General features: G+C 66.6%; 17 protein-coding genes. 11 read left to right on the top strand and 6 right to left on the bottom strand.

Annotated features, from left to right (window positions below; genetic code table 11):
* Positions 1-41 precede the first annotated feature (41 nt).
* The 3 genes from ACFRJ8_RS03640 (at position 42) to ACFRJ8_RS03650 (ending at position 4,376) form a co-directional block, all read left to right on the top strand.
* Positions 42-1,454 carry an SLC13 family permease gene (locus ACFRJ8_RS03640; RefSeq protein WP_377984785.1) on the top strand — a complete coding sequence of 471 codons (1,413 nt, stop codon included), beginning with the start codon at positions 42-44 and terminating at the stop codon, positions 1,452-1,454.
* Positions 1,455-1,560: 106 nt separating this feature from the next.
* A complete protein-coding gene (locus ACFRJ8_RS03645) occupies positions 1,561-2,811 on the top strand; it encodes a CaiB/BaiF CoA transferase family protein (protein ID WP_377984786.1) in 1,251 nt (416 codons plus the stop codon).
* Complete coding sequence (locus tag ACFRJ8_RS03650) at positions 2,805-4,376, top strand: carboxyl transferase domain-containing protein (RefSeq protein WP_377984787.1); 1,572 nt, start codon at positions 2,805-2,807, stop codon at positions 4,374-4,376. The genes ACFRJ8_RS03645 and ACFRJ8_RS03650 overlap by 7 nt, the downstream gene beginning before the upstream one ends.
* Before the next feature lie 15 nt (positions 4,377-4,391).
* Here ACFRJ8_RS03650 and ACFRJ8_RS03655 read toward each other — a convergent pair whose 3' ends face one another.
* Positions 4,392-5,138: a biotin/lipoate A/B protein ligase family protein gene (locus ACFRJ8_RS03655; RefSeq protein WP_377984788.1), complete on the bottom strand. Its 747-nt coding sequence runs from the start codon at positions 5,136-5,138 to the stop codon at positions 4,392-4,394.
* 16 nt (positions 5,139-5,154) lie between these two features.
* On the opposite strand from ACFRJ8_RS03655, the gene ACFRJ8_RS03660 reads away from it, so the two are divergent.
* Positions 5,155-5,544 carry a DUF2177 family protein gene (locus tag ACFRJ8_RS03660; protein ID WP_377984789.1) on the top strand — a complete coding sequence of 130 codons (390 nt, stop codon included), beginning with the start codon at positions 5,155-5,157 and terminating at the stop codon, positions 5,542-5,544.
* Positions 5,545-5,574: 30 nt separating this feature from the next.
* On the opposite strand, the gene ACFRJ8_RS03665 is transcribed toward ACFRJ8_RS03660, so the two are convergent.
* A complete protein-coding gene (locus tag ACFRJ8_RS03665; RefSeq protein WP_377984790.1) occupies positions 5,575-6,378 on the bottom strand; it encodes a thioesterase family protein in 804 nt (267 codons plus the stop codon).
* A 201-nt stretch (positions 6,379-6,579) separates the two neighbouring features.
* On the opposite strand from ACFRJ8_RS03665, the gene ACFRJ8_RS03670 reads away from it, so the two are divergent.
* Positions 6,580-7,305: an endonuclease/exonuclease/phosphatase family protein gene (locus ACFRJ8_RS03670; protein ID WP_377984791.1), complete on the top strand. Its 726-nt coding sequence runs from the start codon at positions 6,580-6,582 to the stop codon at positions 7,303-7,305.
* 30 nt (positions 7,306-7,335) lie between these two features.
* Here the strand turns inward: ACFRJ8_RS03670 and ACFRJ8_RS03675 are convergent, their stop codons facing one another.
* Both ACFRJ8_RS03675 and ACFRJ8_RS03680 read right to left on the bottom strand, forming a co-directional pair.
* Entirely contained in the window at positions 7,336-8,412 is a 1,077-nt protein-coding gene (locus ACFRJ8_RS03675; protein ID WP_377984792.1) for an alkaline phosphatase family protein, read from the bottom strand.
* Positions 8,413-8,733: 321 nt separating this feature from the next.
* Positions 8,734-9,201 carry an SRPBCC family protein gene (locus ACFRJ8_RS03680; protein ID WP_377984793.1) on the bottom strand — a complete coding sequence of 156 codons (468 nt, stop codon included), beginning with the start codon at positions 9,199-9,201 and terminating at the stop codon, positions 8,734-8,736.
* Positions 9,202-9,297: 96 nt separating this feature from the next.
* Between ACFRJ8_RS03680 and ACFRJ8_RS03685 the strand changes: the two genes are divergently transcribed.
* On the top strand, positions 9,298-10,752 hold the full coding sequence (locus ACFRJ8_RS03685; protein ID WP_377984794.1) for a DUF5129 domain-containing protein: 1,455 nt from the start codon (positions 9,298-9,300) through the stop codon (positions 10,750-10,752).
* 24 nt (positions 10,753-10,776) lie between these two features.
* On the opposite strand, the gene ACFRJ8_RS03690 is transcribed toward ACFRJ8_RS03685, so the two are convergent.
* Complete coding sequence (locus ACFRJ8_RS03690) at positions 10,777-10,971, bottom strand: DUF1918 domain-containing protein (RefSeq protein ID WP_377984795.1); 195 nt, start codon at positions 10,969-10,971, stop codon at positions 10,777-10,779.
* A gap of 291 nt (positions 10,972-11,262) precedes the next feature.
* On the opposite strand from ACFRJ8_RS03690, the gene ACFRJ8_RS03695 reads away from it, so the two are divergent.
* Genes ACFRJ8_RS03695 through ACFRJ8_RS03705 form a run of 3 tightly spaced genes read left to right on the top strand, consistent with a single transcriptional unit; the run spans position 11,263 to position 18,126 of the window.
* Positions 11,263-14,505, top strand: coding sequence for an efflux RND transporter permease subunit (locus tag ACFRJ8_RS03695; protein WP_377984796.1), 3,243 nt, complete (start codon positions 11,263-11,265; stop codon positions 14,503-14,505).
* On the top strand, positions 14,502-14,969 hold the full coding sequence (locus ACFRJ8_RS03700; protein WP_377984797.1) for a hypothetical protein: 468 nt from the start codon (positions 14,502-14,504) through the stop codon (positions 14,967-14,969). Before ACFRJ8_RS03695 ends, ACFRJ8_RS03700 begins: the two co-directional genes overlap by 4 nt.
* 1 nt (position 14,970) lies before the next feature.
* A complete protein-coding gene (locus tag ACFRJ8_RS03705; RefSeq protein ID WP_377984799.1) occupies positions 14,971-18,126 on the top strand; it encodes an efflux RND transporter permease subunit in 3,156 nt (1,051 codons plus the stop codon).
* 60 nt (positions 18,127-18,186) lie between these two features.
* Here ACFRJ8_RS03705 and ACFRJ8_RS03710 read toward each other — a convergent pair whose 3' ends face one another.
* The gene (locus ACFRJ8_RS03710; RefSeq protein WP_377984800.1) at positions 18,187-19,230 is read right to left on the bottom strand and encodes a serine hydrolase; all 1,044 of its coding nucleotides are present in this window, start codon (positions 19,228-19,230) and stop codon (positions 18,187-18,189) included.
* Positions 19,231-19,413: 183 nt separating this feature from the next.
* On the opposite strand from ACFRJ8_RS03710, the gene ACFRJ8_RS03715 reads away from it, so the two are divergent.
* Complete coding sequence (locus tag ACFRJ8_RS03715; protein WP_377984801.1) at positions 19,414-19,971, top strand: dihydrofolate reductase family protein; 558 nt, start codon at positions 19,414-19,416, stop codon at positions 19,969-19,971.
* 148 nt (positions 19,972-20,119) lie between these two features.
* Positions 20,120-20,956 (top strand): phosphatase PAP2 family protein, encoded by an 837-nt coding sequence (locus ACFRJ8_RS03720; RefSeq protein ID WP_377984802.1) that lies wholly within the window; start codon positions 20,120-20,122, stop codon positions 20,954-20,956.
* The last annotated feature ends 2 nt before the right edge of the window (positions 20,957-20,958 follow it).

Consider the following 20,958-nt stretch of genomic DNA (forward strand, 5'->3'; position numbering starts at 1 on the left):
CTAAGCCAATCAGTGAATCTCTTCGATCCGGAGGAACAACGATGTCCGCTCCCGTCCTGTCCATCATCATCCTGGCGGTGATGTTCCTGCTGGCCACGGTGCTGCCCCTCAACATGGGTGCCCTGGCCTTTGTAGGTGCCTTCCTGCTGGGCTCCGTGGTGCTGGGGATGTCCACCAACGACATCCTGGCCAACTTCCCCGGCGGCCTGTTCCTGACCATCGTCGGGGTCACCTACCTGTTCGCCATCGCGCAGAACAACGGCACCATCGACCTGCTGGTCCGGGGCGCAGTCCGGTTGGTCGGCAGCAAAGTTGCCCTGATCCCGTGGGTCATGTTCGCCATCACCGCGGTGATCACCGCCGTCGGCGCCCTCTCCCCGGCCGCCGTGGCCATCATCGCGCCGATCGCCCTGAGCTTCGCCGCCAAGCACAAAATCAATCCACTCATGATGGGCATGATGGTGGTCCACGGCGCGCAGGCCGGCGGCTTCTCCCCCATCGCCGTCTATGGCGTGACCGTCAACAGCATCATTGCCAAGACGGAGCTGGACGCTAACCCGATGGCTATCTTCCTGGCCAGTTTCCTCTTCAACCTGGCCATCGCGCTGGTGCTGTTTGTCGTCCTCGGCGGCGGCAAACTGCTGTCCACCCCGGGCGGGCGATTCGTGGAACAGGCCGCCGAAAAGCGCATGTCCGTCAGCGTGGGTGCCCGCGCGGCCGGCGTCACGCTGCAGGGCTCCGGCTCCGACATCTCCGCCGCCGGCGTCTCGGCCAAAGGCACCTCAGGCGGCTCCGGTGCATCCCCGGCGGCCCTTCCAGCCGGGGCAGGCGCACCTCCGGCCGGCGGCGCCCGTGCTTCCATGCCCCAGCTCATCACCATCCTGGGCCTGATCGCCCTGGCCGTCATCTCGCTCGGATTCAAGGTGGACGTCGGCTTCGTTTCAATCACCATCGCAATCGTCCTCGCCCTCGTGTCCCCCGCAGCGCAGAAGGGCGCCGTCAACAAGATCAGCTGGTCCACCGTCCTTCTCATCTGCGGCATGCTCACGTTCGTTGGCGTCCTCGAAGAAGCCGGCACCATCGCCTTCGTGTCCGGCGGAGTGGCGGAACTTGGCATGCCCCTGCTCGCCGCCCTGCTGATCTGCTACATCGGCGCCATCGTGTCGGCCTTCGCGTCCTCCACCGCCATCCTCGCGGCCCTCATCCCACTGGCGGTGCCGTTCCTGGCCACCGGCGAGGTCGGCGCCGTCGGCGTGATCGCGGCCCTGGCCGTGGCCTCCACGATCGTGGACGTGTCCCCGTTCTCCACCAACGGCGCCCTGGTCCTGGCCAACGCGCCAGAGGACGTGGACAAGGACAGGTTCTACAAGCAGATCCTGGCGTACAGCGGCGTCGTCGTCGCCTTCGGGCCGGCCATCGCCTGGCTGGTCATGGTGGTGCCCCGCTGGATGTGACCGCTAAATGTAACCGCTGGAGGTAACCGGCACATCAACCAACCGCGCAGGCACACCGCACACGCCGCGCGCACCCGCAAAGACCGACCAGAGAAGGAACACGCCAATGAGCACCGAACCCACGCCCGACGCCGAAGGCCCCCTGACCGGCTATCTCGTGGTGGACCTGAGCCGTGCCCTGGCCGGCCCGCATGCCGGGATGATGCTGGCTGACCTCGGCGCCCGGGTGATCAAGGTGGAGAACCCCGGCACCGGAGATGACACCCGCGGCTGGGGCCCGCCGTTCGTGGGCCCGGAAGATGATCCGCAGGCCACGTACTTCCTGTCCTGCAACCGCAACAAGGAATCCATTGCCCTGGACTTGAAGAGCGACGACGGGCGGGCCGTGCTGCGTGAACTGCTGGAGCGTGCCGATGTGGTCATCGAGAACTTCCGCCCCGGCGTCCTGGACCGGCTCGGGTTCTCCGCGGCGCAGATGCATGCCCTGAATCCGGCGCTGGTGGTCCTCTCCATCACCGGGTTCGGACACGACGGCCCGGAATCCCGGCGCAGCGGATACGACCAGATCCTCCAGGGCGAGGCCGGGCTGATGTCCCTGACCGGCTCCGCTCCGGACGATCCGCAGCGCGTCGGCGTCCCCATCGCCGACCTCCTCTCCGGAATGTACGGGGCGTTCGGCACCCTCGCGGCGTTGCTGCAGCGTGAGCGCACAGGCCAGGGCCAGATCGTCCGCACGTCACTGCTCGCCGCGCTGATCGGGGTCCACGCCTTCCAGGGCACCAGGGCCTCGGTTGCGGGGGAAACCCCAAAGGCCCAGGGCAACCACCACCCCTCGATTGCCCCCTACGGCCTGTTCCACTGCCAGCAGGGCAGGGTGCAGATCAGTGTGGGAAGCGAGAAGCTCTGGACCACGTTCGCTACGACGTTCGGGATCGACGCCGCGCGGCCGGAGTTCGCCACAAACGCGGACCGCGTGCGCAACCGCGAGAAAGTCATCGAGGAAGTGGAGCGGGTGTTCGCCGATTTCGAGGCGGAGCCGCTGCTCACCAAACTCAACGACGCCGGCATCCCGGCCGGCAAGGTCAGAAGCCTGGACGAAGTCTACGAATGGGAACAGGTCCACTCGCAGGGCCTCGTGATCGACGTCGACCACAAAGTCCTCGGTACCGTGAGCCTGCCGGGCCCGCCGCTGCGATTCTTCAGCGCCGCCGACACCGCAGAAACCACGCTGAAGGCCCACACTGCGCCGCCGTTGCTGGACCAGGACGGGGACCAAATCCGCCGCTGGCTCGGGCTGACAGCCGCCAGCATCGCCACAGAATCCGGCCCGGCACAGGACGGGGACCGGGCATGCTGACCCAGCAGAAGGTCCGGCACCTGGGTGCCACCGAACTCATCGCCGCGGTACTCGATCCCGGGTCCTACCGGAGCTGGGATGCGCCCGTCACGGACCCTGATCCCGGCCCCGAGTACCGGCAGGAGCTGGCCGCTGCCCGGGCCAAGAGCGGCGTGGACGAATCAGTCCTCACCGGCGAAGGCCTGATCCGCGGCCGCCGGGTCGCCGTCATCATCAGCGAGTTCCGGTTCCTCGCCGGCTCCATCGGCCAGGCCGCGGCGGAACGGATCGTCAACGCCGTCGAACGCGCCACCGGCGAAGGCCTGCCCCTCCTCGCCGGACCTGCCTCAGGCGGCACCCGCATGCAGGAAGGAACCATCGCGTTCCTGTCCATGGTCAAGATCAGCGCCGCCGTCCGCACCCACCGGAAGGCCGGGCTGCCCTATCTGGTCTATCTGCGGCATCCCACCACGGGAGGGGTGATGGCCTCGTGGGGATCCCTCGGCCACATCACCGCCGCCGAGCCCGGAGCCCTGCTCGGCTTCCTCGGGCCCCGGGTTTACGAGGCGCTCCACGGCGTGCCGTTTCCGGAGAACGTCCAGAGCGCCGAGAACCTCTTCGACAAGGGGCTGATTGACGCGGTGGTCCCGCCCTGGCAACTGTCCGACGTCGTCGACCGTGCCCTGAGCATCCTGGTCACCGGCCCCCACGCCCCTGTCGCCGCACCCGAGACGCTGTCCGTGGAGCCGTCCGGCGCCGGCGCCTGGGAGTCGATCGGCATCTCCCGCAATTCCCGCCGGCCGGATATGCGGCAGTTGCTGGCGCACGGCGCCCGGGACGTGCTCCCGCTCAACGGCACCGGCCAGGGCGAAAAGGACCCCGGCCTCCAGCTGGCCCTGGCCCGTTTCGGCCAGCAATCCTGCGTGGTCATCGGCCACACGCGGCCCAGGCCGACGCGGCCGACGGGCATGGGACAGACGGAAGTGGCACAGTCGGCGATGGGACCGGCGTCCCTCAGGGAGGCCCGACGCGGCATGCGCCTCGCCGAGGAACTCGGGCTCCCGCTGCTCACCATCATCGACACCGCCGGCGCCGCCCTGTCCCAAGAGGCCGAGGAGGGCGGCCTGGCCGGCGAGATCGCCCGCTCCCTGCACGACCTCATCGGGCTCGACGCGCCCACGGTGTCCGTGCTGCTCGGACAGGGCGCCGGCGGCGGGGCACTGGCCCTCCTTCCCGCAGACCGGACCATCGCGGCCCAGCACGCCTGGCTGTCCCCGCTCCCGCCCGAAGGCGCCAGCGCCATCGTCCACCGGAGCACTGGTTTCGCCCCGGCCATGTCCGAGGCCCAAGGCGTCAACGTCGCATCCCTGCACGCCAACGGACTCGTGGACCACATCGTGGACGAGCGCCCCGACGCGGCCGAGGAGACACAGGCCTTCTGCCGGCGCCTGGGCCGGGCGATCGAATACGAACTCGCCACGCTCGCCTGCACCGGGGTGGACGAACTGCTCCCCCGGCGCCTGGCCAAATACCGCAATTTGGGCAGCATCCTTGCCGCCACTACTGGCGGAAAGCCGTCCGTTTAGAGGCCGCCCCCGGGGTCAGAGCAGGCTCGAGAACTCCGCGTAGCTGAGCGGGGCGTAGCGTCCGTAGGCGGCGATCACCGCAGCCTCAACAGCGTCGACGTCCAGGCCGGGCACGAGGTCGTCGGCCGCGCCCGCCGTCGCCGGATCCCACTCCAGGCCCAGGGCGGCGTAACTGGCCTCCAGGACCGCGCGGATCGGGGCGGAGTCCGCCACCACGATCACGGAGCTGAAGAGCCAGCCGCCGGCGACCACCCGCTGGGCGGTGCCGACAAGCTTGATCCGGCGCTCCGGGAACTCCGGGTCGCTGCCGTGCACGCTGAACTCGCCCGGGCAATACTCCCCGGGGATCTCACCGACGCCGGCATCCACGCCGGCGTCGCGCAGCGCCCCGGCCAGCAGGTCACCAAAGCGCGAAAACCGCCCCTTGGCCCCGGCAATCGCGTCCGTATCGGGCTCCAGATGATCGATGACGAGCGTCCGCTGGTGGTACGCCGCCGCCCGGCCCCCTGCCTTGCGGACCAGCGGCTCGAAGCCAAGCTGTCTGCACGCCGCGGCGGCGGCCTCGAACCCGGGCAGGTGCGTGTCGCGCTGCCCGAAAGCGACCGTGGGAACGGGCCGGTAAAGCCGCAGGGTGGGTCCCAACGCGCCTGTCTTGACCTTCTGGAGGAGCCCGAGCGCGAAGTCGAGGTCGGCGGCGGCACCGAGTGATTCCGGCTGCCGCACCACCGTCAGGGTCCGGGGCCCGGCTGGTGCCTGCGGCATGTTGTTATGCTCCCTTATGGTCATTCTGGAATTCCTCGTCGTCGCCGCCGCGTTCGCCATCATCGACGCCATCTGGCTCAAGACGATGAACCCGTTCTACCGCCGTCAGATTGGTGACCTGATGGCCGACAAGCCCAATCTAGGGTACGCGGTGGTGTTCTACGTGATCTACATTGCCGGGATCGTGTTCTTTGCCCTGCGGCCAGCGCTCGACGGCGGCACCTGGCTCAGCGCCGTCGGCTACGGTGCCGCCCTGGGCGCGTTTGCCTACGCCACGTACGACCTCACCAATGCCGCCACGCTCAAGACGTGGCCTTGGCGGCTGGTTGTTGTCGACATCCTCTGGGGCGCCGCCCTGACGGCACTGGCCACGCTGGCCGGCTGGCTCGTCTTCCACGCCAGCTAGGGACTTCCATACCGCCTGGGGCTTGCAGGGTCAGGATCTGCGGAGCGTCAGGATCTGTTCGGCGCGGCCGAACGGGCCCGTCAGGTCATGCAGCACCGTGGAGGTCAGTCCGATCCCGTCCGTGCCGAACGTTACCTCGTTGTCCAGCCCCAGCCACTCCCCCTCAGGCTGCCGGTACATATGGATTTGCAGGTCGAGGTTGGGGAAGGCATAGCTGCCTTTGCCCGGCGGGACCCGGGCGGCGATTCCATTGGCTGTATCCACCAGGCCGACCAGCCGGGCGAGGTCGCCGCTGTCTGCCTGGTCGGTCAGCGGGTAGTCGGTGCGGAGCCAGACGGTCCCCGAGCCTGCCCGGTGGCCCTCGGCGATCCGCATGTGCAGTGAGGCGATGTAGCCGCCGGGCCAAATGCGTGCGGCGTCGTAGGGTTCGCAGTCCTCTGGTGCGGGGATCCGGGGATCCTCGAAAGCCGCGATGGCGGACGTGTCCGAGGTGATCATCCGCCAGGCCGTGGCGCGGATGGCCGTGCGGCCTCCGGCAACGAGCTCGGCTTGGACCAACTCGATGGTCCGGCCGGGGCGGAGGGTGGAGGTCACCACTTCGAACTCACCGCCCGGGATCAGCCCGAGGATTTCGTAGCTGAGCCGCGCCATGCGCATGTCCTCGCGGGGCTCATGCCTGGCCAGGGCGTCGGCCATGATGCCGGACGCGGGGGCCATGTGCTGCTCGTGTTCGTTCCAGGCACCCTGGGCATGGATCGTGGAGCGGAACCGCCCGTCGCCCAACGTCGCATAGTAGAAATCGCCCTCGGCAAGTTCCGGTTGTGCAGCAGTCAACGTCCGCCCTTTCGCGTAGCTGGTGAGTCCAGAACACACTATCCTTTCGGGCTGGCGGCACCCTGCCACACCACCCCGCCCGCGGCCGTATCGGCCGCCGTGTTTGCGGCTCTGATCCGGACGCGCGCGGCGGTTATTCCCCCTCGATCCGCTCTGACTGGGTAGACTCGGGTCAGGTTTCAACCACTATCCACCGAAGAGGTGCTCCCCCTGCTTAGAGTCATCAGCTACAACCTCCGCAAGCATGCGGCCAGCGGCGAGCTGGTCGATTTGGCCCGCGATTTCGAGATTGATGCTTTGTGCCTCCAGGAGTGCGACACGGACGATCTGCCGGAAACCATCGGGGACCTGCACCTTGCCGACTCCACACGGGGCAACCGGCTGGGCCTGGCGATCTACTACCGCAAGGACCGCTTCACCGCCTACGAGACGCAGACGTTTGCCTTGAAGAAGTCCCTCCACGACCGGGTCCTGGCACCCGCGCATGAGCGGCTGATCGGCACGCGCGTGACCGACAACGAGACCGACCACGGCCTCGTCATCGCTTCGTTCCACGCGGCGCCGTTGACTGCGTCGAACTCCCTGCGCCGGAACCAGATCCATGCCGCCCATGCGGAGCTGCTCAGTATGGGCGGCGGCCTGATGTCGCTGATGGTGGGTGACTTCAACTATCCGTTCTTCACCAAGTCCCTGACAGCGCAGATGAAGGACGCCGGCTACGACCTCACAATGAGTGACCGCCGGACCTACACCCGCTACCGGGTCTTCAAGGGCCACTTCGACTTTGCCACCTCGCAGGGGCTCGAGATCGAAAGCGTGGAAACGCTGCCCCGTGGCGCCTCGGACCACCTTCCCATCCTGATCTCGGCCGAATACGGCCTGGACTCCAACGGCAACGGCAACGGCGCGGCCCCCGCAGCGAGCTAGAGGCCGCTCCTGCCGGTTCGGTTCGGGCCGCTAGGAGCCCGCATTGAAGACGTCGTTGCCGAAGCTGTTCAGACCCGGCGCCCCGGCGTACCCGAGGCGTGGCAGGGAGAACGCGTCTTCGATGCTCGCCAGGAGGCTGAAGTGGTTGTAGGCCCGGTCCGACGTCGTGCCGCCCTCAGTGAACGGCGAGAGGACCAGAGCGCCAATCCTGCCGCCGGCGGTCCCTCCGGGCAGCAGCCCTGACGGCCCAACCGTCTTGCCTTCGGACTCATCGAAGGTGATGACCAGCATCCCGTCCTGCCGGAAGGCCGGTGAGGCCAAGATTGCCGGGACCTGCTGGCTCAGCCAACTGTCGGCGGCCGTTAGTCCGCCCGCGCTGCCATCGACGCAGGGGTTGTCGTGGCCGTCATTGCAAAGATTGGGCGAGATGTAGGACAGGTTCGGCGTGGTGGACACGGACTGGAGGTCGCCGCGGAGTTCGCTAAAGTCCACCACGTTGCTCTGGCACTCCGGCGACGAGGTGATGGCCTGGAAGTACACGAACGGGTTGTGCCGCGTCGCGTACTGGTCGCCCACCTTGGCCCCCTGGCTGCTGTCCTTCCCGCCAAGTTCAGGATGACGGCACGGCGTGCCCATGTCCTCCATGTAGCCCTTCCAGATCTTGCCGGCGGCGCTGAGCTGCCCGGCCACGGTGGGGACCGACGCCGGATAGACGCAGCCGTTGCCCTCCGCCCGGCCCAGCGAGTCGGTCCCCGTCAGCTGGAAGGCGGCGTAGGTGGGGCAGTCGTCGCGTGTCATGGCGTTGGATGCCTGGCCGGAGATCTGGGCCAGGTAGTTCGGGTTCGAATTGTGGGCGATCCCGTAGTACTCGGAAAGCAGGACACCCTCGCTGCGAAGCGTCTGCGACAGATAGGGGGCCTCAGAGCCTGCGCCCCATACCTTGTTGTAGCCCTTGTTCTCGAGATTGATCACGAACACGTGCCCGGGCTTCGACCCCGCCCCCGCGGTGGCCGTGCTCTCAGAAGTAGGAATCGGTCCGCCGCCCGGCGGCGACGGTTCGCACGCCGCAGCCGACACCACCAGGACTGCTGCAACAAGCAGCCGCACGGCGATTCCTCGATGACTCTGCGTGGCATTCCGGCTCATGGATTCCGGCTTTCTGATTGACCGATCAGCGTGGCATTGGCGGCTCCAGCAGTCGCACTCTTTCACACCGCGGTCAACACAACCCGCGAGGACCCTGAATTGTGGCTGGGAGACAGGGGCCGGCGGTACTTTGCACTCCTGAGCGCACTATCGGATTCAATTCCGGACATGGACCTAAGCACCGCCCGGGCGGGTCCGGACCGCCGCGCAGCCCTGACAGCCCGAATCGGCCGTTCCCCGTGATTTGCGAGCCGTTACCGGGCTGTCCGGCGGAGTCCCTCCTCAGGCTTGTCGCTGTGCGACGGCGCCCGCGAGCGAGGCCAGGCCTTTTTCAAAGTCCGCGCCCACCATCTTGTCCATATTCATGAACAGCGCGAAGACCTTGCCGATGCCCTTGTTCTCCCCGGTCATGGTCCAGGTGACCTGGGTGCCGTTGCCTGAGGGCGTGAATGTGAATGACGTGGGGTTGACCGCCTTGAAGGGCTTGGTGAACTCCAGCCGGATCTTGATGTCGCGCGGCTCGGCGGTCTGGACAATCTCCATGGTGCCCGAGCCAGCCTTGCGGTTCCCGCTCCAGGCATACTTGGCGCCGACGCCGGATTCGCTGCCGGAGTAGCTCCGCTCCATGGCGGGATCTACGGCCTCCCAGGGGGACCACTTGGTCCATTCGTGGAAGCTGTTGACCAACGGAAAGATGTCCTGTGCCGGTGCTGGAATGACTGCGCTGCGGGTAACTTCATAGGTTGACATGCCGTAATCCTAGGCGGTGGCCCGGCCCAACGGGACACCTGACCTGCGGATTCATCCCTTCTCGACGCCGCTGGTGCCAGCCACTACGCTCGGAAAATGGGAATCACGCGCAAAGCCCTCGCTGCTCTGGTGGTGCTGCTAGCTGGCCTTCTCGGCGGAGCCTCCGTGGCGCTGGCCGTTACCCCCACCGCCGTCGTGGTTGAAGACCGCGCCGGGGTATTGGACCAAAGAACGCTGCTCCCGGCGGTTCGGTCAACCGACTTTTACGAGCCCACCAAGGTCGCTATCTACACGTACAACGGCACGGCCGCGGACAACCTGAACGCGGAAGTCCTGCGGTTCGCCCGCGCCGAACACCCCGAATGGATCAGCTCCGACGGGCAGAAGTGGGCGGACGGGCTGTTCATCTTCGCCCTCGATCCGGTGGGCCGGCATGTGGGGACGTACATGGGTGAGGACCGGAAGGTCTCGCCCGAACAGCGCGAGGACATCCAGAACGCCTCCAAGGAACTGCTCCGCGATGCGCAGTGGACCGACGGCACCATCGCTGGGATCCGCCGCGGCGCCGAACTCATCAATCAGCCGTGGTACCGTTCCACGGCTTTCCTCGTCACGGCCTGGACGGCAGTGGCCGCCGCGATCTGCGGGGCTGCAGCGTGGCTGATCGTGCGGTGGCGGACCCGGGTATCCAGCCGGAAGGAACTGGCCCGGGGCGACGCAAGCTACGCCAACGTCAGCATGGACCTGCAGGTCACCGAGCTCAACGCCAGCACCATTCCCGAGTCGTCCCGGTACGGAAGCACAGTCCTGGAGAAGCACCGCACATTCGTGAACCGGTACAACACAGCCACCGAACTTTCCAACCAGGTACATGCCTTCAGCGGCCGGGACCTGAGCCGCCGGCCCAACCTCAAACTGGTCCGGAGCTACGCCGACTCCGCGGCCGAACTCGACGCACTGGACGACGTGATCGCCGATACCAATGCCTTGCTCAACCGCGGCTCAGCGTGGCCCGCCGCCTGGGACCGCCAGCTCGAGCCGTTCCGCAGTGACCTGGACGACCTGGAAAACCTGCTCAGCCAGCGCCGCGGCGAGGGAGCCTCGGCGACGGCGGCGGCACTGCGGTCCTTCCGCGATGAAAGCCAGCGTGATGTGGAGCGCTGGTCGGCGGAACTGGCGGACGGCTCAATCACACCCGAGACGGCGTTGGACCGGCTTCGTGACGCCCGGACCCACCTCTCAGAGCTCCTGAAGAACCACGCCGACACCTTGATCGACGCCTATGCCCGCAATGACAAGGAAGCCGGACTCATGCGCCAGGAAATGGACAGTGCGCAGGCGGGGACCAAGGCCAAATACGGCCGCGCGTACGAGCCAAGCATTCTCGGAACGGTGTACCCGTCCTACTACTTCTTCTCGGTCCCGAGCTTCAACAGCGGCTTCACCAGCGGCGTCAGCAGCGTCGGCAGCGCGCGCGGCGGCGGCACTACCACCGGGTACGGGTCCAGCGGCGGCAGCTTCTCCGGGTCCGGGAGTTCGTCGAGTTTCTAGGGCCGAGTTTCCGGCACGGTGTTGCTAGGGCCCGCTCCCGGGCCGTTCGACGACGAAATCACCACCGGGAAACATGATCGTCTCGTGGCCGTCGTCGAACCTGACCAGGTACGGCGGCGCACCATCGGCCCCTCTCACCTCGAGGATCTGGCCGTGCCTGTCGGTGGACTCGACCGTGGTCCCCCGAATGATGATGCGGTCCCCTGCGACTGCTTTCATGGCGATCACCTGTATCTCTATTGACGCCTGTGTGCCCGAAGATCATTATTGCTCTTGACGGCTGGGGGGCGCTATGGCTTTAGGGTTGAGGAGCCGCGCCGTGAATGGAATATCGGCATTTCGCCACACAGGAAAAGCAGTCAGCACCGTTTGCCCAGAAACCGCTTCCGCGGCAGGGCCGCTGCACGGCCCGCCCACTCCCCAGGCCCTCCCCGGCGGCCCACGCTACCGACGACGCCGAAGTCATTTCCCGGGTCCCGGCACCCCTGCGCGGCATGCGGGGTAACGGCCATGATGAGCGCAATCGTGCGCTGGACTCTGCAGTTCAGGCTCTTGGTCCTGGCCGCTGCGGCAGGAATCCTTGCCCTCGGGCTCACCAACCTGCCCACCATGTCCGTGGACGCCTTTCCGGAGTTCGCCCCGCCGCAGGTTGAGATCCAGACTGAAGCCCTGGGACTCTCGGCCGCCGAGGTGGAGCAACTCATCACCTCCCCCATGGAGGCCGACCTGCTGAACGGGGTGGCGTGGGTTGAGGCAATCCGGTCCAAATCCGTGCCCGGCCTTTCGTCGATCCAGATGGTCTTCAAGCCGGGGACAGACCTCTTCCGTGCACGCCAGCTCGTCTCGGAACGGCTCACCCAGGCGCGCGCACTGCCCAATGTTTCGGCGGCTCCAGTGCTCATGCAGCCGCTGTCCTCGACCAGCCGGGTCATGATGGTCCGGCTGACCTCCCAAAAGATGTCCGCCATCGACATGTCCGTCCTGGCCCGCTGGACCATGAAGCCCGGGCTCTTGGCCGTGCCCGGGGTCGCGAACGTGGCCATCTGGGGCCAGCGCGACCAGCAACTGCAGGTCCTGGTGGACCCGGCACGGCTCGAGGCCAAGGGAGTCACCCTTGACGAGGTCATCAAGACGACCGGCAACTCCGTGTGGGTTTCGCCACTGAGCTACTTGGAAGCATCCACACCGGGCACCGGCGGTTTCTTCGAGACGGGCCATCAGCGGATCGGCGTCCAGCATGTCCTGCCGATCACCACCCCGGAAGACCTGGGCCAGGTTCCCCTCCAGGGTCCGGCCGGCAAGCTCCTGCTCAAGGACGTGGCCACGGTGGCAACCGACCACCAGCCCCTGATCGGCGACGCCCTGCTCAGCAACGAAGCCGAGCTATTGCTGGTCATCGAGAAGTTCCCGGAGACCAACACGATGGACGTGACCCGGGGCGTTGACGAGGTCCTCCGCGAGCTCCAACCCGGTTTGCCAGGAGTCACGATCGATACCAGCGTCTATCGGCAGGCCTCCTTTATCGACGAAGAGGTCGGGACGGTCGGCGTCGCTGCGCTGATCGCGTTGCTGCTGATCGTTGCCCTGTTCGGTGCCTTCTTCCGTTCCTGGCGCACGGCCCTGATCAGTCTGATCACGATTCCGGTGTCGCTGACCGCGGCAGCGCTAATGCTCGATCTGCGCGGCACCGGGATGAACACCATGGTCCTGGCCGGCCTGGTGCTTGCTTTGGCAGTCATCGTGGGAGATGTTGCGGAGGACCTGAACGGAATTGCACGGGCACGCAGCGCCGCCGCCAGGGCGCCCGCCGGGGCAGCCGCCGGGGCAGACTCAGCATCCGCCGACGCCGGACCCGGCACCGGCAAGGACCACGCCCCGGTTCAGGGCCCGGAACAGGGCCAGGACCGACGCGACTCGGTGATCCCGGGCGCCCTGCGGGCAGCCCGCACACCCATCCTCTATTCGCTGCTGATCATGGCCCTGGCGCTCACGCCTGCTTTCTTCATTTCCGGCGAGAACGGCGCCCTGTTCGGCCCCCTGGTGCAGAGCTATCTGCTCGCGCTGGTGGTCTCGATGATTGTCGCACTGACGGTCACGGCGGCCCTGGCATTCGTCCTGCCTGGCGGTTCCAAGACGCCGGAACGCCGTTCGCTAGCGCGGCTGCAAGGCGCGTACGGCCGCACGGTAACGCGCCTAACGCAAAAGACGCGGTGGGTATTCGCCGTCGCGGTGGTGGTGGCGGTGGCAGGACTGGCGCTCGCACCCCAGTTGGCCGGGACCCGTCCAGTGGTTCCGGTGCTGGCGGACAAGACCCTGGTGGTGCACTGGAGCGCGATAGCCGGCACCTCGGACCAGGAAATGAGCCGGATCACCGAAGCGGCTGCCGGAGAACTGCGCAAAGTGCAGGGAGTGGCCAACGTCGGAGGACACGTCGGGCGTGCGATCACCTCGGATCAGGTCGGCGACGTCAGCTCAGGCGAGCTGTGGGTGACCGTGGCCCCGGACGCGTCCTACCCCGACACGGCCGCCGCCGTCGACCGGGTGATCGCAGGCTATCCGGGCCTGACCAGCAAAGTCTCCACCTACCCGCAGGAACGCATCGACCAGATCCGGGAAGAAGCGGACAGCGGCTTTGCCGTCCGGGTCTTCGGACTGGACCCGACGATTCTGCGGCAGAAGGCGGCGGAGGTGCAAAAGATACTTGAGCACACGGCCGGCGTGGTCAATCCGCATGTCGATCTGCCCGCCGAACAGCCGATCGCCGAGGTTAAAGTGGACCTGGCCGCGGCCCAAAAGGCCGGCGTCGTCCCCGGTGATGTCCGGCGGGCGGCTGCCGCCCTGCTGCAAGGCATCGAAGTCGGCAACCTCTACGAACAGCAGAAGGTCTTCTCGGTCATTGTGAAGGGGAATGCGGCCACCCACAGCAGCCTTGACAGCGTCCGCAACCTGATTATCGACACACCCAACGGCGAGCACGCCCGCCTCGGCGATGTCGCGCAGGTGACCATGGTCGGGAACGAGTCCGTGATCCTGCACGACGACACCTCACGGCGCATCGACGTCAAGGCCGAGATCCAGGGCCGCCCGCTGGGCGACATCCAGCGGGACATCGACACGGGCCTGCAACAGATGCAGTTCCCGATTTCCTACCATGCCGAGATCCTCACCCAGTACGCCCAGCAACAAAACAATTACCAGTGGCTCTGGCTGCTCGCCGCCGTCGCCGCCGCGGGCATCCTGGTGCTGCTGCAGACGGCGACGGGAAGCTGGCGGCTCGCCGCCCCGCTGTTCCTTGGCCTGATCCTGGCGCTGTCCGGCGGGGTGCTGGCCGCCCAGGCCATAGGGGGCGTCAACTCGTTGGTGGCCCTTGTCGCCTTCGCCGCAGTGCTGGGAATAGCCGTCCGCGGCGCCCTCCTGCTGACAGGCCAGGTCCGGAGCCTGCGGGCAACAGACGCTTCGACGCCCTGGCCTGCGCTGGTGGTCCGCGGAACCAAGGAAAGGCTGGGGCCCGTCCTGATGTCCGCAGTGGTAACGGCCCTGGCGCTCTTGCCGCTGGTCCTCTTGGGTGGCGTCGTCGGAACGGAAATTATCCTGCCGCTTGCCGTGATCATCTGGGGCGGCCTGCTGACAACAACCTTCTTCACCCTGTTTGTTGTGCCCGCAATGCTGCTGCGATTCGAACCGAAGCCAGCACCCAGCGCCCGGCCCGGCCAGGGCACCGCTGCCCCAACTGAAAGCCAGGATGCGCCATGAACTCCCCACAGTCGCCGCGGGGCAACAAGGTGTCCACTTTCATCCTGGCGGTATTCGTAACGGTCTTAACAGCGGTCTCCGCTGCAGGATGCGCGCAGGCGCCGGAGGCCGCACCGTCCGAAGGCGAACCGGCGGAGATCGCCGAAGTCCCCGGCACGGACCTTCACCGGCTCACCCTCACCGAGCACGCCGTCGAACGGGTCGGGATCGAGACGGCAGTGATTGCCGTGGATCCCCAGACCAAAAAGCTCACCGTCCCCTACGGGGCCATACTGTACGACAGCTCGGGCAAGGCGTGGGTCTACGCCAACCCGGAGCCCCGGGTCTACGTGCGCCAATCCATCACGGTCCAGCGCATCAACGGCGACGTTGCGGTCCTGACGGACGGGCCGCCGGCAGGGACCGTGGTGGTCACGACAGGTGCGGAGGAACTTCTCGGCACCGAATTCGATACGGCCGAGTGACATGCGCTGGCTCATCGGGATCAGCCTCCGTTTCAAGACGGTTGTTGTTGCCCTCGCGTGCGCCGTGATGTTGCTCGGTTCCCTGCAGTTGGGTTCCGCATCAGTGGATGTCTTCCCGGAATTCGCCCCGCCACGCGTGGAAATCCAGACCGCGTGCCTCGGGTTGACCGCCCAGGAAGTCGAAGAGCTCGTCAGCGTGCCAATCGAGGCCGCCGTGAGCGGCATGCCGGGCCTGGACGAGATCCGGTCCAAGTCCGTACCCCAGCTGTCCTCGATCGTGCTGCTTTTCCACCAGGGCACCGACCTGCTCAACGCCCGTCAGCTCGTATCGGAACGGATGGCTTCGGTGACCGCGGCGCTGCCCACCTGGGCGGCACCGCCGGTGATGCTCCAGCCGCTGTCCGCGACCAGCCGCGTGATGAAGATCGGCATGACGTCCTCGGAACATTCGCTGATCGAAATGTCCATGCTGTCCTACTGGACCATCCGGGCCCGGCTGCTGCGGGTCCCCGGGGTGGCAAATGTGGCCATCTGGGGCGAGCGGCTCCAGATGCTTCAGGTCCAGGTGGAACCGGACAAGCTCAAGGCCCAGAACGTCTCCCTCAACCAGGTCATGGAAGTCACCGCGGGTGCCCTGGATGCCGGTCTGCTGAAGTACTCGCCCGGGCGGTTTATCGGAACGGGCGGATTCATTGACAGCCCGACCCAGAGAATGGGGATCCGCCACGTCCAGCCGATCCAGACTCCCGCTGATCTGGCCCAGGTGACCATCCGGGAAAAGAACGGTGTGGCCCTGCATCTGGGCGATGTTGCCAAGGTTGTTGAGGACCACCAGCCGCTGATTGGTGATGCGGTGATCAACAACGGGCACGGGCTCATGCTGATCGTCGAAAAGCTGCCGTGGGGCAACACACTGGACGTGACCAAAGGCGTGGAGGAGGCCCTCCACGAGCTGCAGCCGGGCCTGAGCGGCATCAGCTTCGACACGACGATCTTCCGGCCCGCCAGCTTCGTTGAGGAGGCGATCTCCAACCTTAGCGTCGCACTGCTGCTCGGCTGTCTCCTCGTTGTCATGATCCTCGTCGCGTTCCTGTTCCAGTGGCGCACGGCCCTGATCAGCATCGTCGCGATTCCGTTGTCCCTGCTCACCGCCGCACTGGTGCTCTACTTCACATCCAGTGCAATCAACACAATGGTGCTGGCGGGTCTGGTCATCGCCGTGGGAGTGGTGGTGGACGACGCGATCATCGACGTCGAGAACATCATGCGCCGGCTCCGGCAACGGCGCGCCGGAGCCGTTAGCGGCTCTGGCAGTGACGAATCTGCGGCATCGGTGGTTTTGAAGGCCTCTCTGGAGATGCGGAGCCCCATCGTCTACGCGACCCTGATCATTGTGGTCGCCGCCGTACCGATCTTCTTCCTGGACGGGCTGACCGGGGTCTTCTTCCGGCCGCTCGCCGTCTCCTACACCCTGGCTGTCCTTGCCTCCATGCTCGTGGCGCTGACGGTGACGCCGGCCCTTGCCCTGATTTTGCTGGGCAACGCCAAACTCGAAGAACGCGACGCGCCGCTGGTCCGGGTGCTCAAACGCGGCTACCACGCTGCCCTGTCCAAGACCATGAACCGGCCCCGGTTCGGCTACGCAGGCTTTGGCGTGCTGGCAGTGGTGGGCCTGGTCCTCGCTCCCCTGATGGGCTCCTCCCTATTCCCCACGTTCAAGGAACGCGACTTCCTGATGCACTGGATCTCGGAACCGGGAACCTCTGCCGCGGAGGAGTTCAGGATCTCCCAGCGCGGCTGCCAGGAATTTCTCAAAGTCCCCGGCGTGCTGAACTGCGGCACGCACATCGGGCAGGCGTTCGCCGCGGATGAGATCGTTGGTGTCAACGCCGGCGAACACTGGATCAGCATCGACCGCCACGCCGACTACGACAAGACGGTGGCCGCCGTGGAGGAAGTGGTCAACGGCTACCCGGGGCTGCACCGTGACGTCCAGACCTATCTGAAGGAACGGATTGAAGAGGTCATCACCGGCGCCAGCGAGCCCATCCTGGTCCGGGTCTACGGCGACGATCTCAATACGCTCCGGGAACAGGCGCAGCGGGTCAAGGCAATCATGGACTCGATCCAGGGCACCGATGACCCGCATGTCTCCCTGGAAGTGGAAGTCCCCCAGATCGCTGTCACGGTTAACCTGGCCGCTGCCCAGAGGTACGGCCTCAAACCGGGGGACGTCCGGCGCGCGGCTGCAACACTCGTGGCAGGCGAGGAAGTCGGCGACGTCTTCCGGGACGGCCGGGCCTACGACGTGCAGGTGTGGAGCACCCCGGCCACCCGCTCCAGTGTCACCAGCATCGAGGATCTCCCCATCGACACCCCAAGTGGAGCGCGGGTTCGCCTTGCCGACGTCGCCGATGTGAGCCTGCAGGCGACGCCGAACCAGATCGACCGCACTAACGGATCCCGCCGCGTAGAGGTGGGTTCCTTCCTGGCCCAGGGAGCGGAGCTGGGAAAGGTGGTCGGCGAACTGCAGTCGCGCCTGGCCAGCCTGGATCTCCCAACCGGCTACAGCGTTCAGTTGCTCGGCGAATACACCGAACGCGAGGCGGCAACGAACCGCCTGATGATCTACTCATTAGCGGCACTTGTCCTGATCCTCCTGCTGCTGCAGGCGTCCTTCCGGAGCTGGCGGCTGGCAGTCCTGTCGCTGCTCACGCTGCCGGTGGCCCTGGTGGGCGGGGTCATTGCCGCCTACATGACCGGCGGAGTCCTATCCCTGGGGTCCCTTGTTGGCTTCCTCACGGTGATGGGCATCGCTGCCCGCAACGGCATCCTGCTCATCAACCATTGCCAGCATCTGGAAACCTATGAAGGCCAGACCTTCGGCCGCGACCTGGTGCTGCGCGGGGCCGCCGAGCGGCTGTCGCCGATTCTCATGACCACCTTGGCCACCGGGCTGGCCCTGGTGCCCCTGGTTGTCATGGGCAACATCCCCGGCCATGAAATCGAACACCCCATGGCCGTCGTGATTCTGGGCGGCCTGATCACCTCCACCCTGCTCAATCTGTTCATCGTGCCCTCGCTCTACCTTCGGTTCGCCAAATCCAGGAAGGCACGCGACCGGGAACAGGCCGCCGCCGGGCCGGTCACCGTCTGACCGCCGTCAGAACGCCTGACCGCAACAGAGCGCCTGACCGATTCAGAACGCTTGACCGCTTCAGAACAGGGCGGCGGTCACGGTCCGGGTGAGTTGTTGAATGATCCGAGTCCGGGGACCCATGTCCGAATAGTTCAGCCCGCGGGTGTACACAACGAACACGAAGGCCCGGCCGTCCTTGACCAGGACACTGGCATCATGCAGGTTTCCAAACAGAAGCCCGTACTTGTGATAGACCCCGACGCCCGGCGGGACCGCGGGCGGGATCAGTGTCTCGAAGTTGGTGTTCTGCATGTAGGACAAAAGCTGGGCGGTGTTGCGCGGATTAAGCAGCTTCCCCGTGTAGAGCAGCTGGAGGGTCCGGGCCATTTCCGCGGTGGTCAGCAGGTTCACCGTTCGGTCGTACTTGACCCCGATCGAGGCGGCGTAGTCCGTAATGCCCCGCTGACCGACCGCCCCCAGGATCAGCGCCCAGGAATCGTTGTTGCTTTGCTGGACCATCTGGCGGATCTGGGCCCCGGCCGTCGAGGCTCCAAGCCGGGCTGTCAGCGAGGCGCGCCCGGTCTCCACTAGGTGGTAGTACGCGGACGCGGCGAGGATCTTGGCCGTACTGGCGGCGACAAACTTGTCCTGGGCTCCGTAGCTGTGGACCACGCCGTCGGAAAGATCGATCAGCGACACCCCTAGCGCGTAAGCGCTGTTGGCATCGATGATTGCGCTGATCTGGCCGTCCAGTTTGGGGCCGATGGCCCGGACCGGGGCAGCGGGCACGGCGGGGGCTTTAGCTGGCGGGGCAGGTGCGGGAGCTGTCCGGCTGGCGGCGGTGACCGGTGTGGGCGCGACGGCGGTTCCCGTCGAGGGAGCCACAGCGGTCGCCGCAGCCGCCGGCGAATCCGGTATCCCTGCCTGGACACCTGCGTACACACCCCCGGCGGTTACAAGTGCGAGTGCGACGGCGCCCGCGGTCAGATGCTGCGGCCGGACCCATCCCGCACGTCTGGTGGGGGGCCGGGATCCGTCGCCGGCCCGGTGCGCACCGGAGCGGTAGTGGCGCGGCGTCGGCTCAACCATCCAGACCGGCCCCGGGCCGTTGTTCGAAATCATTCGCAGTCATAGTTCTTCCCCCCAAGGTTACTGACCGCGGTGGGGCCACGGGCTCCCAGCATTCTCCCGGCTCCCGGCGCACCGCGCAAGGGCAGGGCCCGCGGGACCGGACCAGTCGGCAACGCAACGACGGGGCGTACTCTGGTGAAAATGCGCGGCGTACTCTGAAAAAGAGGAGCCGCGATGCGAAAAATCATCCTGTTCATGCAGGTGTCCCTCGACGGGTTCTTCGAGGGTCCGGACCGTGACATCAGCTGGCACATGGTCGACGACGAACTGCACCGCTACGTCAACGCGCGGCTCGCCACCATGAGTGCCTTCCTGGAGGGCAGGGTCTCATACGAGCTGATGGAAGGGTTTTGGCCGACGGCGGACCAGGACCCCGCGATCAGCGCCCCGATGGCCGAGTTCGCCCAAATTTGGCGCGACATGCCCAAAGTCGTCTACTCCCGGACGCTGAGGACGGCGGGACCGAACGCCACAGTGGTCCGGGACGTGGTGCCGGAAGAGGTTCTGGCCCTGAAATCCCAGCCGGGCGGGGACATGGCCGTTGGCGGGGCGGATCTCGCCGACACTTTCCGGCGTCTCGGGCTGATCGACGAGTACTGGGTGTACGTCCAGCCTGTACTGATCGGGCGGGGCAGGTCGCTGTTCAAATCTTCGGACAACAAAGCCCAGCTGCGGCTGCTGGAGACGCGAGTCTTTGGCAACGGGGTGGCGCTGCTCCGCTACGCCGCGTAGCCGGCGCCCGGCGCTCCCCTGCGGCACCTCCCGCCGACACGTCCGAGCTACATCCCCGGTGCAGTTCTTAAGCATTTCTTAAACGCCGGGCGGGAGAGTGGGAGGTGGTGCCTTTCCGGGCGCCCGTTGCCCCGAGCCGGAGGATCCCATGACTGGACCCGTCCCTGTTAAACGCGATGCAGGTAGCCGCGATGCAGCCTATAGCGAGGTAGCCCCAAGCCGCGATACAGCACAGCGCCGTCCCGGCACCAACCGCCCGGACGGCGGCCGTCCTGCCGCAGGGCCGCGTCTGTGGGCCCTCCCCCAAGTCCGCCACTGGTTGTTGGTGGGCATCCTGCTCTCGGCTGCCGTCGTGGCACTGGGACTCTCGGCACAGCTGACGCCGGGCTTTAGCGCCGCCGAGTTCGGCGTCGACCAGGACCTCAGCCAGCATCACGCCGCCGCCTTGACCGCCGTCGCGATGGCGCTCAATCTCGTGTTTGGACCGGTGGCGGGTCTCGCTCTGATCGGCGCCGCAGCGCTCTACATCTGGCTCTTCCGGGGCGGACTGGTCAAGGCCCTGGCCTTTGGCCTCGTGGCATCGTCCGGCTGGGTGGCGAGTGAAGTCTTCAAGATCATCGTGGCCCGCCAGCGGCCCAGCCCCGCACTGCTGTTCGATCCCCTGGCTCCGGAAACCGGTTCCAACAGCTTTCCCAGCGGCCACGTGTCGTTTGCGGTGGCACTCGGATTCGCGTTGTATTTCCTGGCCCGCGGAACCCGCTGGGCCAAGGTCACCGCCGTCGGGGCGGCGGCGATGGCGCTCGTCGTGGCCTGGTCGCGGCTGTATATCGGCGTCCACTACCCCACGGATGTCGCGGCGTCGTTCCTGGCCGCGAGCGCAGCGGTGGTCATGGTTGCAGGGTTGTGGAATGTGGCCGCGCCGCGGATCGCCGGCTGGTTTCGTGCCCCGTCCGCCATCCGTTCCCCGGCCCCTGAGAGGAAATGAGA

It is taken from the genome of Arthrobacter sp. NPDC056886 (assembly GCF_042788715.1).
Taxonomy (GTDB): Bacteria; Actinomycetota; Actinomycetes; order Actinomycetales; family Micrococcaceae; genus Arthrobacter.